We start from the raw sequence: 14277 nt of genomic DNA, 5'->3' as shown, positions 1-14277 counted from the left end.
AAGGCACTTATCTACATCGCTGTCAGTGGCGTCATCACCTCAGCGAGGGGTAGGGTGGTTGGGCTTGCGCTCATCGCGGCTGGATCGTCGGGCCTCGGCGCGTACCACCAGGCAGATCCCGACCGCCGATAGCGCCATCCCCGCTGCCATCTGCCAGGACAACGGCTCATCGAACATCGCCCAGGCCCAGAGCAGGGTGATCGGTGGGCTGAGATAAAGCACGCTGGCGACGCGGGTGGCCGAGGACCTGCGCAGGCAGGCCCAGTACAACCCATAGCCACCAAGCGTCGACAGGACGACGGTCCACGACACGCTCAATGCAAAGCCTGCGCTGGCAACCGGTGCCAGGCTGCGTTGGCTGCCTTCGAGGGCCGCGAAGGCGAAACTGGAGACGAAACACTGCAGCCAGAGGTTCGGCAACAGGCCCATGGCCTGCACCGTGCTGCGTTTTTGCCACAACGTGGCCACCGCCAGCGAGCACATGCCGGCCACGGGCAGGCCATAGGCCCACATCGGTGCCGTGCCCAGCGTCAGCGCATCGTGGGTCACCCACAGCATCCCCAGCAGCCCGACGACCAGGCCGGCCCATACCTGCAGCGGCAGGCGCTCGCCCAGCAGCAGCGCCGCGAGCAGCGCCATGCCCAGCGGCAACAGGTCGGCACATAACGCGGCAAGGCCGGCGGGCACACCCAGGGCAATGCCCTGCGTCACGCCGGTGAGGTAGCCCGCCATGGCCAGCAGGCCGATGCCCGCGTGGCTCAGCAACACGGCAAACGGCGTCTGGAGCAGCGCGCGCCAGACGAACGGGAACAACAGCAGGCTCACCACGACGCAGCGCCAGAACACCACCAGCAGGGCGGGGGCATGATCGATGGAGAAGCGTGCACCGATGAACCCGGAACTCCAGGTCAGCAGCAGCGCGGCTTCAAGCAAGGGCAGCGGCCAGGCCCGCTGCCAGGGGCGACGGGTCGGCGTGCAGGGCGGAGTCGGCAGGTGCTGGTTCATACCCCCGACACTACGAAATCGGCGTAATCTGATAAATCAAAATTAACTGCAGCAGTTCTTTACGGATATTGAACTATGGCAACCACACTCGATATCGACCTCCTGCGTACCTTCCATGCCGTGGTGCGTATTGGCAAATTCAGCGCTGCGGCCGAGCAGCTGCACAAAAGCCCGGCGGCGGTCAGCGTTCACATTCAACGGCTGGAGGCCGTTGCCGGTGGCAGGCTGCTCAATCGCGACAACCAGTCCATATCCTTGACGGCCCTGGGCCGACGGCTGCTGAATTCGACCGCCGAGCTGTTACGCACCCACGATCAGGTGCTGGCAGAGCTGCACGGGCCGGATCTGGCCGGGCGTATCACGCTCGGTGTCCCTGACGAATACGCAGCCCATGTGATTCGCGACATCTTGCCGATGTTCAGCGCTGCCTGGCCGAATGTGGTGCTCGAACTGAGGACGGGGCCGAGCCATGCCCTGAGGGATCTGGTCCGGCGCGGCAAACTGCAGGCAGCAGTTGTCGCCCAGGCCGAAGGCACGCTCGGGCCCAATGCCGAGCGACTGCTGTCGACCACGCCGGTCTGGGTCGGGCCGATGAACGCGGCGGCGGTACTTCATGACCCGTTGCCGCTGGCTGCCCATGCGCTGCAATGCCCCTATCGTGAGGCCATGACCGAATCACTCAAGGCCTCGGGACGCCGCTCGCGGATCGTCCTTGAAAGCCACTCCAACCAGGCCGTCAAAGCCTGTGTGGAGGCCGGGTTGGCCATCAGTGTGATCGACCGGGCCAAGGTCACCGAGCGCATGCAGATCCTCGAGGGGCTACCGGCTATTCCCGACCACGACATCCTCTTCGTGCGCAGCCCGGCATCGGGCGGGGACGCCGCCGTGACTTTGCTGGCGCGGGCGATGCGGCAATCGTTTCGACTGTAGGGAGGGACATGTAAAGAAGGTCCCATTGGCTGTTTGAGCGCCAATGGTTGATTACGCATGCCAATCAAACGGGTAAGGGAAGGTTGAACGCCTGCTGATCAAAACCTGATCCTGCTTTAAAAAACAGGATCAGGTTCGGCATGAATTACAGGCCCAGTTCAGTCAGGCCTGGGTGGTCATCCGGACGGCGCCCCAGTGGCCAGTGGAACTTACGCTCGCTCTCTTTGATGGGCATGTCGTTGATGCAAGCGAATCGGCGATGCATCAGGCCGTCGGCTTCAAACTCCCAGTTTTCATTGCCGTAGGAGCGGAACCAGTTGCCCGAATCGTCGTGCCACTCATAGGCGTAGCGGACGGCGATACGGTTGTCGGTGAAGGCCCAGAGCTCCTTGATCAGACGGTAGTCCAGCTCCTTCTTCCACTTGCGAGTCAGGAACGCCTGAGCTTCTTCGCGATTGTTTGCAAATTCGGCTCGGTTACGCCATTGGGTGTTCAAGGTATAAGCGAGCGCAATTTTTTCAGGGTTGCGAGTATTCCAACCGTCTTCCGCGAGTCGGACCTTTTCAATCGCCGACTCGCGGGTGAAAGGAGGAAGTGGCGGGCGAGCCTGTTCGTTGGACATGGTGGTGCCTCCAATCTATTGGATGAATCAGTCGAGTGGGTATTGCCGGGGCGTCAGGCGCTTGCGCGCTGTTCTTGTTCAAGCAGTAACTTGGCGATTTCCCGAGCACTGTCGAGCGCCGTAAAATCACCCATTACGCGGGCGACGGTTATCGTGCCCTCTATCAGCACGAAGAGTTGCCTGGCCAACTTCACCGGATCGTTGACCTGCAACTGGCGGGTCAGCTCCAGTGTGTAATCCAGAAGCTTCTGTTTGTGCAGTTTTGCGATCTGCCGAATAGGGTCGTCCGCGTCGCCTACCTCGCCGGCGGTATTGATGAAGGCGCAACCCCGAAAACCGTCAGACTCGAACCAGCTTCCAAGAACATCAAAAATACCGAGAATGCGCGCTTGCGGCGTTTGGGCTTTTTCGCACTCACTCCTGAACCACTGCATCCAGCGTACATCGCGTGCATTGAGTGCCGCTGCGGCGACATCGTCTTTGGTCGCGAAATAGCGATAGATACTCTTACGGGCTACGCCTGAAGTCTTTACCAAAAGGTCCATGCCAGTGGCGTGAATCCCGTTTTCGTAAATCAGCTTCTCGGCAGTCGCAAGGATTTTTTCGCGTGTATCGGTCATTGGCTTGTTCATGTAGCCAGAGTAGAACGATCGTTCTCCCTGGTCAAGCAGGTATTGATATTTTCGTTTGAGGGTGGGCAAGGAGCTTTCAGCCGAAGCACCGGCCCCGGCTATCGGTCATATCACTTTTACCGCACGGCCAATGAACTTCACCGGGCCCGTCGGTAACCCGGTAGGCGAGCCTCCGGCTTTCTCCAAGGTCAGCTCGAACAACTGGTTGGCTTCCAGCGGTGGGAGGGTTTGAAGCGGGATGCGATAAGGCTCACCCGGTTTGACCAGGCCCAGCGAAACCGGTGCGCGCCATTGCTCGCCCTTGGTCCAGAACTGCAGGGCCATGCCGTCGGGGACTGCATCCTGGCCAAGCGGGATCAGCTCGATCATGCGGTTGTCGCTGGCCTGTACCACCCAGCCGGCGGCCTGACTGCTGGGCGCCACCAGCACCACTACGAACCGAGTGCTGGGCGGCGGCGTGGTAAACAAGATGAACGCCAGCAACACGCTTGCCGCCAGCCCTGCGGCACTCACCCCTTGCCACACCCCGAGGCGCTGCCACACCTTGGCGCGTGGCGCCGGCGAGGGGGTGGCCAGTTCGTTCAGGCTGCGCTGGATACGCGCCCACAGGCGGGCGCTCGGTGGCTGTGGCGCAGCCAGCGCGGTCAGCTCCAGCAAGCGTGCCTCCCAGGCATCCACTGCGGCGCGCAAGGGTGGGTCGCTGTTCAGGCGTTCGATCATTGCGGCGTGCTGCTCGGCCGACAAGGTCCCCAATACGAACTCGCCGGCGAGGGTGTCCAGTGCTTCGTCATATTCCGGCTTCATTCCAGGCACTCCCGCAGCGCCTTCAGGCTACGCTTGATCCAGGCCTTGACGGTGCCCAGCGGCGCACCCAGCAGGCCGGCAATTTCGGCGTGGCTGCAGCCGTCGACATAGGCGTGCAGGATGCAGCGCTGGGGTGAGGGCTGCAATTGCTCGAGGCAACGGTAGATTTTCGCCGAGCCTGACCATAGGTCAATGTCTTCAAGCGCCCCGTGAAAGGCGGGCGTTGTATCGATATCGGCTTCCTCCAGCACCGTCTCACGGCGTGTATCGCGGATCGTGTTCAGCGCCAGGTGGCGGGTGATGCTGTAGATCCAGCCACGCGCCGAACCGCGCGCCGGGTCGAAGCTGGCTGCGCGCATCCAGATGCGGATCATCGCATCGTGGACGATGTCCTCTGCGATGGCGTCGTCACGCACGATGCGCCGGGCTACGCCCAGCAGGCGCGCACCCTCGTGATCGTAGAGCGCCTGCAGGGCTCGCCGGTCGCCCTGTGCACAGGCCTCCAGGCAGCGGTGGAAGTCGAAGGGGGCGGCTGGCGAGTTCAACGTATGCGGCTTCCTTGTATCCCTGCAAGGGTCCCCGGCCTACCAGCCGGGGGCTTGCCAACCAGCGTAGATGAACGAATGCCGGGTGTCTGCTCGAGTGCCCCTTACTTGGCTGTCCAGAACACATAGTCGGCCTGATACTGGACGACCTGCCGGGCACCTTTGTTCTGGGCCGTGCATGCACTTGCTGGTGCCACGCCACCGCGGGTGGCCAAACGCTGGATGAAGCTGACCCCCTGCATGGTGCCTGTGCCTTCGGCTGCGTTTGCCTTGACCAGTTGGTAGGGGATGGCGCCTTTGTCCGCAGGTGCTACAGCCAGTTGGGTACCGGTGACCTTGGAACCATCCTTGGCCTGCCAGGTGGCGGGCGGGCCGAAATAGTCGCCCACCTGTTTGCCTGCGCGGTCATTGAGCACTGCCTTGGGGCCGACGAAGGTCCATTCGGTCTGGCCGGGGGTATTGGCCTTGTCGCGGCACTCATAGGTGATCTCGCCGACGCCGACGGTCTCGAGCATGACGCGGTGGCCATCCGGGACCTTGATCGCATCTGGCAGCGCAGGCTGAGCCTGGGCGGTTTGCAGTGCCAGGGCGAGGCTGCAAGCGAGCAGGCAGGTGGGGACGTTGAAGTTCATGGGCTGTGCTCCTGATAGGTCATTGGGCCGGGCGGTCACAGGCCGCCCATTAGCAATACCCACCAGCGGCCTGGCTGGATGCACTGGATATGAAAAAAAACGGTTGTCGCCCTGGCTATCGACGCACAGGCTGTTGATCAACCCCCCTCGATGCCGAAGAGCCGGCGGGGGACGCCGGCTCCGGTCAGTTCAACGAGCGGCCCACGCGTTGAAGCGCTCCTCGAGCTCTTCACCATGGTCGACCCAGAACTCGGCGTTCACCAGCTGCGCCTCGGCGATATTGCCCGGTGCAGTAGGCAGCTGTTGCTGGACGTCCTCAGGCAGCTGCGCCAGCGCTTGCGTGCGCACCGGGCCGTAAGGGATCTGCGTGGAGAAGGTCTTCTGTGGCCCTGCCTGGCTCGCAAACCTGATGAATTGCTCTGCCAGGTCCTTGTTGGCAGTGCCGCGCACGATCGCCCAGTGATCAGGGTCGTACAGGCTGCCCGGCCATACGATGCGCAGCGGCGAGCCTTCCTTCTGCGCGGCAGCGATGCGCCCGTTGTAGGCGGCAGACATCACCACATCGCCTGCCACCAGCCACTGAGGTGGCTGCGCACCGGCTTCCCACCACTGGATGCTCTGCTTGATTTCGTCCAGCTTGTGGAACGCTCGGTTGACGCCCTCGGGCGTACTCAGTACCTGGTACAGGTCTGCGCGGGCAACGCCATCGGCGAGCAGCGCGACTTCGAGGGTGTACTTGGCGCCCTTGCGCAGGCCGCGCTTGCCAGGGAAGCGCGTGGTATCCCAGAAGTCTGCCCAGGAGGCGGGCCCGACGCTGAGCTTTTGTGGGTTGTAGGCCAGCACCATCGACCAGACATAGCTGGCTACGCCGCACTCGCTGACAGTCCCGGACAGGTAGCCGGACTGCTCGCCGAGAATGCCGGGGTCCAGTCGTTCGAACAGGCCCGCTTCGCAGCCGCGGATCAGCTCGGGGCTTTCAACCTCCACCACGTCCCAGGAGACGTGGCCGACGTCCACCATGGCTTTGATCCTGGAAAGTTCGCCGTTGTACTCGCCCGCCACCACCCTGGCTGCACCGCTCTTCTCGAACGGCTGGAAGTACGCTGACTGCTGGGCCGCCTTGGTGGCCCCGCCGAAGGAGATGATGGTGAGGCTGGCTTCATTGGATACGGCGCACAGGCTGAAACCTGAAAGAAGTGCAAAGCTGAGCGATGCGGCGATGATGCGCATGGAAAACTCCCTCACTGCTTGTGGTTGTGTTGTTTTGTCGAGGCAGTTGGGCCAGTCGGCCCGAGCCCACTGCGCAGCGGTGTGCGCAGTGGTTTTCTTGTTGTTGTGGTGAGTGCGTATCGCGAGGCGCTGGGTGGAAATGACTGGAACGGCGGTTGTCACTCACCTGGGGGATGGTGCGCCACAGCTGCGGCGGGGGAAATTAGTAAAAATATGCTCCAGTCATATGAAAAAGCTCTGCAGGCCTATGGCGCCCGGGTCACGCAAAGGCTAGGCCAGGGCGAGCGCCTGGAAAAACACGAGCGTCGATGCTGCGTGGTGATCAGCGCCGTGCTGCGAAGCGCAAGGCCAGTGGCAGCGCCAGTGCCCAGACCGGTGCCAGGATCAGCGCGGTCTCCAGGCGCCCGAGTGGCAGCTCGATACCGGCCAGCCGGGCGCCGGCCAGATAGGCCAGCGGGCCACCGAACAGGCCCAGCAGCACCGCGCGCCATGCGGGCTGGCCGAGCCCTGCCAGGCTGTGGCGCATGCCGCTGGCCAACACCAGCCACAGCAGTGCCAGCCACAGTGGCAGCGGCCACTGGGCGAAACTGAACACACCGAGCAGGCCCAGCGTGCTGTCCAGCAGGCAACCGGACAGCGCCACCCACAGCAACACGCGCAGCTCTCCGCCAGGGCTCAGCCGCAGGTGCAGCAGCAGGCCGCTCACCACCATCAGCAACAGCCACGGCTTATGCGCCCCCAGCACACACAGCCACCAGCCGGCTTGCAGCCACAACGCGTTGCCCAGCAACCAGACACGGCGGCCCATGTTCAGGCATCCGGTAGCGGTGCCCGCCGCGCCTGGGGGCCGGCCCACAACAACTGGGCGACGCCGATGGTCCGTTCCTCGAAGCCGCCCTGGCAATAGCACAGGTAGAACTCCCACAGGCGCTGGAAGGTGTCGTCATAACCGAGCCTGGCCAGTTCCGCGCGTGAATGGCGCAAGTTGTCGCGCCAATGGCGCAGGGTGCGCGCATAGTCCAGGCCGAAATCCTCCAGATGCACCAGGTTCAGCTCCGTCTGGCGGCTGGCGGTGTCGAGCAGGACGCTCAGCGAGGGCAGGGCGCCACCGGGGAAGATGTAGCGCTGGATGAAGTCCACCGAACGACAGGCCTGGGCGTAGCGTTGATCGCGGATGGTGATGGCCTGTAGCAGCATCAGGCCGTCGTCCTTGAGCAGGGTGGCGCATTGGCGAAAATAGGTGGGCAGGTAACGGTGGCCGACTGCCTCGATCATCTCGATGGACACCAGCTTGTCGAAGCGCCCGCGCAGGTCGCGGTAGTCTTCGTGCAGCACGGTGACTTGCCGATCCAGGCCCAGCGCCTTGACCCGCTGCAGGGTATGAGCGTATTGCGCGGCGGAGAGGGTCGTGGTGGTCACCCGGCAACCGTGCTGCAAGGCCGCGTGGATGGCCAGGCTACCCCAGCCGCTGCCGATTTCCAGCAGGTGCTCGCCGGGCTTGAGTTCGAGCTTCTGGCAGATCTGCCGGAGCTTGTTCGACTGCGCCTGTTCCAGGGTTTGTTCAGCGCTGTCGAACTGCGCAGCGGAATACATCATGGTCGGATCGAGCAGCCGTTCGAACAGCGCATTGCCGAGGTCGTAGTGGGCCAGGATGTTGCGCCGCGCGCCGCGCCGGTTGTTGCGGTTGAAGTGGTGCATCAGGCGCAGGGCCGGGCGGGCCAGGCGGGCCAGGCCGCCTTCCATGGCGTCCAGCACCTCGAGGTTGGCGACGAACAGGCGGGTCACTGCGGCCAGGTCCGGGCTGCGCCAGTAGCCGTGGATGTAGCCTTCGCCAGCGCCGATCGAGCCATTGCCGGCCACCAGGCCCCAGGCTGCGTCGTCGACAATCTCCACTTCCGCATAGAGCGGGCTGGCGACGTCACCGAAGGTCCATTGCCGGCCCTGGCTGATCAGGCGCAGATGGCCACGGCTCAGGTTGCGCAGCTGGGCCAGTACCGCACGCCTTGCCAGCCCGCCGAACAGCGGCGCGATGCTGGCTGATTTGCTAACGCTCAGGGTCGGGTCGGGCATGATCGGGGTCCTCGTGTATGGCTTGGCCAAGCGACAGGTCGTGCTGGCTGGCGGTGTGGTCGTAGACAGGGGAGCGTTTGAGCAGCAGGCGCAGGGCTTGCCAATAGATACCGGTGACGGTGCGCAGGCTCATCCAGGGAAAGGCCAGCAGGTGCCGCTGCAGGCTGGCGCGTTCGAGCGGCTGGCGCTGCACGGCGAGGTCCGCGGCGAACACCAGCTGCCCGGCTTGCCAGTTTTCCATGTGCACGCGCACGCGTTGCCCATCGACGGCGAAGCGCAGCCGATAGTCCATGTCCATGGGCATGAACGGCGAGACATGGAAGGCCTTGGCCACGGTAAAGGGCCGGGCCAGGTCGCCCTGCACTGGCAGCACATAGTGGAAGCGCTCACGCCAGGGTGTGTTGCGTACCTCCAGCAGAACGCTGGTGACCTGCCCTTGGCGGTCGTGGCAGAAGTAGATGCTCACCGGGTTGAACGACAGCCCCCAGCAGCGCGGTTGCGTCAGCAGGTGCACGGCGCCTTCGGGCGCTTGCCCGGTGGCCTGGCCGACCAGCAGGCGCACGGCCTCGCCCAAGGGCTTGCCCTGGCGAGTCAGTGCCGGCAGGTAGTCGGTTTCGCGCCAGCACAACGGCGCCAGGCGCGAACGCCCGAGCCAACGGGAGAGGCTCAGCAGGCGCGGCAGTTCGTCGAGGTCCAGGTAGAACAGGCCGATGCGATAGCGGAACGCGTGCGGCCTGGGAGCCAGGCGCCGGTGGCTGAGCCAGCCGTGGCACAGGCTGCTGTTCACAGCTGCTCTCCAAAGTGCCCGGCGACGTTCAGTGCACTGAGCACGCCGTCTTCGTGAAAGCCGTTGGCCCAATAGGCACCGCAGAAATAGCTGTGCAGCGGGCCCTGCAGTTCGCCCTGCCGGGCCTGGGCGGCTACGGCGGCGAGGCTGTACTGGGGATGTGCGTACTCGAAGCGGGCGAGTATCTGTGCCGGGTCTATCAGCGCTGTCTGGTTGAGGCTGACGCAGAACGTCACCGGCGCATCGATGCCCTGCAGGATGTTCATGTCGTAGGTAAGTGCAGCGGGTGCCTGTTCGCTGCCACCCAGGCGGTAGTTCCAGCTGGCCCAGGCCCTGCGCCGGCGCGGCAGCAGGCGGGTGTCGGTGTGCAGCACCACGTCGTTGCTGGCGTAGCGGATGGCACCCAGGATCGCCTGTTCCTGTTCGCTGGGGGCGTCCAGCAGCGCCAGCGCCTGGTCGCTGTGGCAGGCGAAGACCACCTTGTCGAAGCGTTCGCTGCCAGAGGCCCAGGTCACGTTCACACCCTGATCATCGCGGCTCACCCGTTGTACCGGGCAGTTGAGGCGAATGTGCTTGGCAAAAGGCTGGCACAGCGGCGCCAGGTAGCTGCGGGAACCGCCCTCGATCACCCGCCACTGCGGGCGCTGGTTGACCGACAGCAGTCCATGGTTACGGCAGAAGCGCACGAAGAACTGCAAGGGGAAGTGCAGCATGTCGGCCCGCGACATCGACCAGATGGCCGAGCCCATGGGCACGATGTAATGCTCGATGAAGCGTTCGCCGTAGCGGTTATCGCGCAAGTAGCTGCCCAAGGTGGTCGCGCCATCGATACGCTGCTGGTCCAGGTCGGCCAGGGCCTGGCGGTTGAAACGCAGCACATCGCGCAACATGCCCCAGAAGCCTGGCGACAGCAGGTTGCGCCGTTGCGCGAACAGGCTGAGCAGGTCGTGCCCGTTGTACTCGAAGCCGGTACGCGGGTCGTGCACCGAAAAACTCATTTCGGTCACCCGTGAGCCGACGCCCAGGTGTTGCAGCAGGCGGATGAACTGCGGGTAGGTCCAGTCGTTGAAGACAATGAAGCCTGTGTCCACCGCATACTGCTGGCCGCGCCACTGCACATCGACGGTATGGGTGTGCCCGCCCACCCGGTCGGCCGCTTCGAAAACGGTGACGGCATGCCGGCGTGACAACAAGTGGGCGCAGGTGAGGCCAGCGATACCGCTGCCGATGATGGCGATGCGCATGGGTCAGTCCTCGGGTTGTCGCGCCAGGCGCTGGCCCAGCTTCAGGCGCCAGCGTGCCGGCAATGCGCCGAGCAGGCGCAGCAACAGGGTGAAGGTGGCGGGGAAGGTGATCTCCAGCGGGCGCCGGGGCAGGCGCGTGACAATGTGCCTGGCGGCGCGCTCGGCACTCCACAGCTGGGGCATCGGGAAGTCGTTGCGGCGGGTCAGCGGTGTATCGACAAAGCCGGGGTTGACCAGGGTGACATCAATGTTCTCGCGGGACAGGTCCAGGCGCAGGGATTCGACCAGGTAGCGTAGCGCTGCCTTGGACGCCCCATAGGCACCGGCCCGCGGCAATGCCAACCAGCTGACCGAGCTGCCGATGACCACCAGATGTGGGCGTTGGCTGCGGCGCAGCAGGGGCAGGGCGGCCGCCAGGCAATGGCTGGTGCCGATCAGGTTGGTGCGCATGACCCGCTCGACCAGCGCCGGGTCGAATTGCCCCGGCTCGAGGTATTCGCAGGTGCCGGCATTGAGGATCACCAGGTCCAGCGAACCCCAGGCCTGTTCGATCTGCGCGGCGATGCGTGCCACCTGTTCTGGCTGGTCGACATCGCCGACGGCCAACAGCACCTGGCCGGCAAATTGTGCGGCCAGGCCTGCCAACCGCTCAGCTTGCCGCGCCCCAAGCGCTACCTGGTGGCCTTGCTCCAGCAGGCGCTGCGCCAGTTCCGCGCCAATGCCGCTGCTGGCACCGGTCAACCAGCAGCGGCTCATGCCAACCTGCCCTTGAGCCAGCGAACCGCGCCGCCCAGGACCGGAACATGTTCATAGAGCAAGGCGCCAGCGTCGAAGTAGTCCTGATGAAAGTACACCCGACCACGCCAGCGCAGGTGGCTACAGCCTTGCAGGCTGATCGGCTGGCCGCCGGCCAGGCGCGGATGACGGTAGTGCAAGACCCAGCGGATGTAGCCGTGCCCCGGCGCTGGCTCATCGAGCCCTTCGAAGCTGTAGCGGACCTCGGAAACATTGGCATAGAGCTGTGCGAAATAGCCACGCAAGGCCGAGAGCCCACTGATGTGATGCAGCGGATCGCGGAAATTCACATCCTCGCTGTACAAGTCGCCTAGAAGGTCAAGATTGCCTGGGCCCAGCGTGGCAAAGCGTTCGCTGAAATGCTGCAGGTAGTCGGACATGCACAATACCTGTACAAAATTAATTTACTGTACAAGGTATAGTGCAGATGCGCGGAAAAATCTATACAGCCGAATATCTTTGTACAATTTTATCGCGCGCCATGTGCCTTGCCTTCAGCCATACGGTGGCTCTGGCAGCTCGGCCAGGAGCTGTTTCAGGCCATCGATCCACTGCCGGCGAATCTCCTGGTAGTAGGCGTCGTCGCTGGCGATGCGATGGCGCGAGTGGGTTTCCAGGTTGTCCTTGCGGTAGACCAGCAGGTCCAGTGGCAGGCCCACCGACAGGTTGCTGCGAATGGTCGAGTCGAACGAGATCAGGCCGCAGCGCAGGGCTTCATCAAGGGGCGTGTGGTAGCTCAGGTTGCGGTCGAGAATCGGCCTGCCGTACTTGCTTTCGCCCAGTTGCAGGAACGGCGTATCAGCGGTGGCCTGGAAGAAGTTGCCCTGTGCGTAGACGTTGTAGATGGCCATGGGGCCACCGGCAATCTGGCCGCCGACGACGAACGAACTGCTCAGGTCGATGCCGGCGGTCAACTTGCTGCGGTCACGGCCGACCACTTCGCGCAGCGTGTCGGCGACCAGCACCGTGGCATCGTACAGCGTGGCCACGTTCAGCAGGTGCGGGCCGCTGCCTTGGGTGCGTTGCCGGAGCAGGTTCACCACCGATTGTGAGGTTGCCAGGTTGCCGGCGGTCTGCAGCACGATCAGGCGCTCGCCCGGCACGCTGAACACGAACAACTTGGCAAAGGTCGAGATCTGATCGATGCCGGCGTTGGTCCGTGAGTCGCTGATGAAGACGAGGCCGTCCGCCAGGTGCATGGCGACACAGTAGGTCATGCGGTTTCCTTTGTTTTCAAGGCATGGGTGCAGCGCCAGTTACTGGCGGTGCACATGGACGCTGGCTTGCATCGATTCGGCCCCGCCACCGCGGCGCACGCCCCTGACCGGGCAGGCATCGAGGTAGTCCAGGCCCACCGCCAGCTTGAGGTGACGCTCAGGCCGGGTCAGGCGGTTGGTGATATCGAAGCTGTACCAGGCATCGTCGACCCAGGCTTCGGCCCAGGCGTGGCTGGCCAGGTGCTGTTCGTCCTCGGTGCACAGGTAGCCCGAGACGTAGCGCGCCGGGATACCCAGGCTGCGTGCGCAGGCGAGGAAGGCGTGGGTGTGGTCCTGGCAGACGCCGGCAGCGCCGCTGAACGCCTCGATGGCGGTGGTGCCCACCGAAGTGCTGCCCGGGCGGTACGGCATGTGCTCGGCCAAGCCGTGCATGAGCCCGATCAGCGCTGCCCGGTCGCGGTGTTTGCCGCAGTGCTGGCGGGCGAAGGTCTTGAGCGTGTCATCGGCCTGGGTCAGGTGGCTGCCACGCAGGAACGGCAGGGGCGACTGGCTTTCGTGCTCCTGCTCGCGGCTTGGGTCGATCTCCACCTGGCCACTGGCGGTCAGGGCGAGGTGACCATGGGGTTTGTCCAGGGTCAGTACATGCAGGATGTTGCCGTAAGGGTCGATCTGGCCCTTCACCTTGCAGGGCAGGTCCAGTTGCCATTCATCGATACGCTGGCGTTCGCTGCTGCGCGGGGTCAGGCGCAGGAACTGGATGCTGTTGCAGACGTCGCTGGCGTAGCTGTAGGTGGTGTCGTGGCGAATGGACAGTTTCATACGACCTCCAGGTAGGAGTGATGGACCGCCTGGCCCAGTTGGTTGATACGCCTGATGAAGTCACTCAGCCATGGGTGCAGGCCCGCTTCGAGGATTTCGTCGATCGCGGTGTAACGCAGGCGTGCATTGAGTTCGGCGGCCATGCGCTGGGCTGCGCGCCCGGTGCTGCCCGGCAGGCTGGCGAGGATCTGGTCCAGTTCCTCGATGCACGCATGCAACGAGCGCGGTACATCCACCCGCAGCAACAGTAGCTCCGACACTGGCCGGGCGCTGGGCGCGGCGCGATAGAGCTCGTTGAAGGCCTCGTACGAGGTCAGCGCACGCAGCAAGGCACTCCACTGGTAATAGCCGCGGGCAGAGTCGTCGCTGACCTCTTCAGAGGCCTCGCCGAACATTTCGTAGCGTGCATCGAGCAGGCGCAGGGTGTTGTCCGCCCGTTCCAGGAAGGTCCCCAAGCGAATGAAACTGTAGGCGTCGTTACGCATGATGGTTCCTGAAGTCGCCCCGCGGAACAGGTGCGAGCGCTCCTTGACCCAGTCGCAGAACTGGCTGATGCCATACCGCCCCAGGCCGTTGCTGGCGATGTTGCGCATTTCCAGCCAGGCTGCGTTGATGTTCTCCCACATATCGGCGGTGATGCGGCCACGTACTGCATGGGCATTGGTCCTGGCCGCCTGCAGGCAGCAATAGATGCTGCTGGGGTTGGTCGCGTCGAGGGCGAAGAAATGCAGCATGCGCTCGCTGTCGAGTTCGCTGTGGCGGCGGTAGTCGTCCAGCATGCCGGCGGCCAGCAGTGACATGGCCAGCTCGGCGTGGCCGTCGCTGCGCCCGGCCTGGGGCATCAGTGACAGCGAATAACTGACCTCGAGCATGCGCGCGAGGTTTTCTGCACGCTCCAGGTAACGGGACATCCAGTACAGGTCGGCAGCGGTTCTCGAAAGCATG

The 14277-nt window shown here is 64.0% G+C and carries 17 protein-coding genes; 1 reads left to right on the top strand and 16 read right to left on the bottom strand.

What is annotated here, in order from left to right:
- Positions 1–39: 39 nt before the first annotated feature.
- On the bottom strand, positions 40–1005 hold the full coding sequence (locus ACQKPS_RS19535) for a DMT family transporter (RefSeq protein WP_427605395.1): 966 nt from the start codon (positions 1003–1005) through the stop codon (positions 40–42).
- 75 nt (positions 1006–1080) lie between these two features.
- Here ACQKPS_RS19535 and ACQKPS_RS19530 point away from each other — a divergent pair, with 75 nt between their 5' ends.
- Positions 1081–1935, top strand: a complete 855-nt coding sequence (locus ACQKPS_RS19530) for a LysR family transcriptional regulator (protein ID WP_427605394.1) — start codon at positions 1081–1083, stop codon at positions 1933–1935.
- Positions 1936–2080: 145 nt separating this feature from the next.
- On the opposite strand, the gene ACQKPS_RS19525 is transcribed toward ACQKPS_RS19530, so the two are convergent.
- From ACQKPS_RS19525 to ACQKPS_RS19455, 15 genes are all read right to left on the bottom strand, one after another.
- Positions 2081–2557 carry a DUF1348 family protein gene (locus ACQKPS_RS19525; RefSeq protein ID WP_254480186.1) on the bottom strand — a complete coding sequence of 159 codons (477 nt, stop codon included), beginning with the start codon at positions 2555–2557 and terminating at the stop codon, positions 2081–2083.
- A 53-nt stretch (positions 2558–2610) separates the two neighbouring features.
- Positions 2611–3189 carry a TetR/AcrR family transcriptional regulator gene (locus ACQKPS_RS19520; protein ID WP_427605488.1) on the bottom strand — a complete coding sequence of 193 codons (579 nt, stop codon included), beginning with the start codon at positions 3187–3189 and terminating at the stop codon, positions 2611–2613.
- A gap of 105 nt (positions 3190–3294) precedes the next feature.
- Positions 3295–3993: an anti-sigma factor gene (locus ACQKPS_RS19515; RefSeq protein WP_427605393.1), complete on the bottom strand. Its 699-nt coding sequence runs from the start codon at positions 3991–3993 to the stop codon at positions 3295–3297.
- Positions 3990–4538 (bottom strand): sigma-70 family RNA polymerase sigma factor, encoded by a 549-nt coding sequence (locus tag ACQKPS_RS19510; protein ID WP_427605392.1) that lies wholly within the window; start codon positions 4536–4538, stop codon positions 3990–3992. The genes ACQKPS_RS19515 and ACQKPS_RS19510 overlap by 4 nt, the downstream gene beginning before the upstream one ends.
- A gap of 104 nt (positions 4539–4642) precedes the next feature.
- On the bottom strand, positions 4643–5170 hold the full coding sequence (locus ACQKPS_RS19505; protein WP_427605391.1) for a DUF3455 domain-containing protein: 528 nt from the start codon (positions 5168–5170) through the stop codon (positions 4643–4645).
- A gap of 189 nt (positions 5171–5359) precedes the next feature.
- On the bottom strand, positions 5360–6400 hold the full coding sequence (locus ACQKPS_RS19500; RefSeq protein ID WP_427605390.1) for an ABC transporter substrate-binding protein: 1041 nt from the start codon (positions 6398–6400) through the stop codon (positions 5360–5362).
- Between the two features lie 322 nt (positions 6401–6722).
- Positions 6723–7208: a DUF2878 domain-containing protein gene (locus ACQKPS_RS19495; RefSeq protein WP_427605389.1), complete on the bottom strand. Its 486-nt coding sequence runs from the start codon at positions 7206–7208 to the stop codon at positions 6723–6725.
- A gap of 2 nt (positions 7209–7210) precedes the next feature.
- A complete protein-coding gene (locus ACQKPS_RS19490; RefSeq protein WP_427605388.1) occupies positions 7211–8470 on the bottom strand; it encodes a class I SAM-dependent methyltransferase in 1260 nt (419 codons plus the stop codon).
- Positions 8445–9257: a DUF1365 domain-containing protein gene (locus tag ACQKPS_RS19485; RefSeq protein ID WP_283722894.1), complete on the bottom strand. Its 813-nt coding sequence runs from the start codon at positions 9255–9257 to the stop codon at positions 8445–8447. Before ACQKPS_RS19485 ends, ACQKPS_RS19490 begins: the two co-directional genes overlap by 26 nt.
- Complete coding sequence (locus tag ACQKPS_RS19480) at positions 9254–10501, bottom strand: NAD(P)/FAD-dependent oxidoreductase (RefSeq protein ID WP_427605387.1); 1248 nt, start codon at positions 10499–10501, stop codon at positions 9254–9256. Before ACQKPS_RS19480 ends, ACQKPS_RS19485 begins: the two co-directional genes overlap by 4 nt.
- 3 nt (positions 10502–10504) lie before the next feature.
- Positions 10505–11257, bottom strand: coding sequence for an SDR family NAD(P)-dependent oxidoreductase (locus tag ACQKPS_RS19475; protein ID WP_427605386.1), 753 nt, complete (start codon positions 11255–11257; stop codon positions 10505–10507).
- Positions 11254–11676 (bottom strand): nuclear transport factor 2 family protein, encoded by a 423-nt coding sequence (locus ACQKPS_RS19470; protein WP_254480175.1) that lies wholly within the window; start codon positions 11674–11676, stop codon positions 11254–11256. Before ACQKPS_RS19470 ends, ACQKPS_RS19475 begins: the two co-directional genes overlap by 4 nt.
- Before the next feature lie 114 nt (positions 11677–11790).
- Positions 11791–12513, bottom strand: coding sequence for a peptidase (locus ACQKPS_RS19465; protein WP_427605385.1), 723 nt, complete (start codon positions 12511–12513; stop codon positions 11791–11793).
- 39 nt (positions 12514–12552) lie between these two features.
- Positions 12553–13332 (bottom strand): transglutaminase family protein, encoded by a 780-nt coding sequence (locus ACQKPS_RS19460; protein ID WP_254480173.1) that lies wholly within the window; start codon positions 13330–13332, stop codon positions 12553–12555.
- Positions 13329–14276: an alpha-E domain-containing protein gene (locus ACQKPS_RS19455; protein WP_427605384.1), complete on the bottom strand. Its 948-nt coding sequence runs from the start codon at positions 14274–14276 to the stop codon at positions 13329–13331. The genes ACQKPS_RS19460 and ACQKPS_RS19455 overlap by 4 nt, the downstream gene beginning before the upstream one ends.
- Position 14277: the final 1 nt, after the last annotated feature.

The organism is Pseudomonas sp. NPDC086566 (genome assembly GCF_050280885.1).
Classification (GTDB): Bacteria; Pseudomonadota; Gammaproteobacteria; order Pseudomonadales; family Pseudomonadaceae; genus Aquipseudomonas; species Aquipseudomonas vlassakiae.
This window is presented reverse-complemented; position numbering and strand designations above follow the sequence as displayed.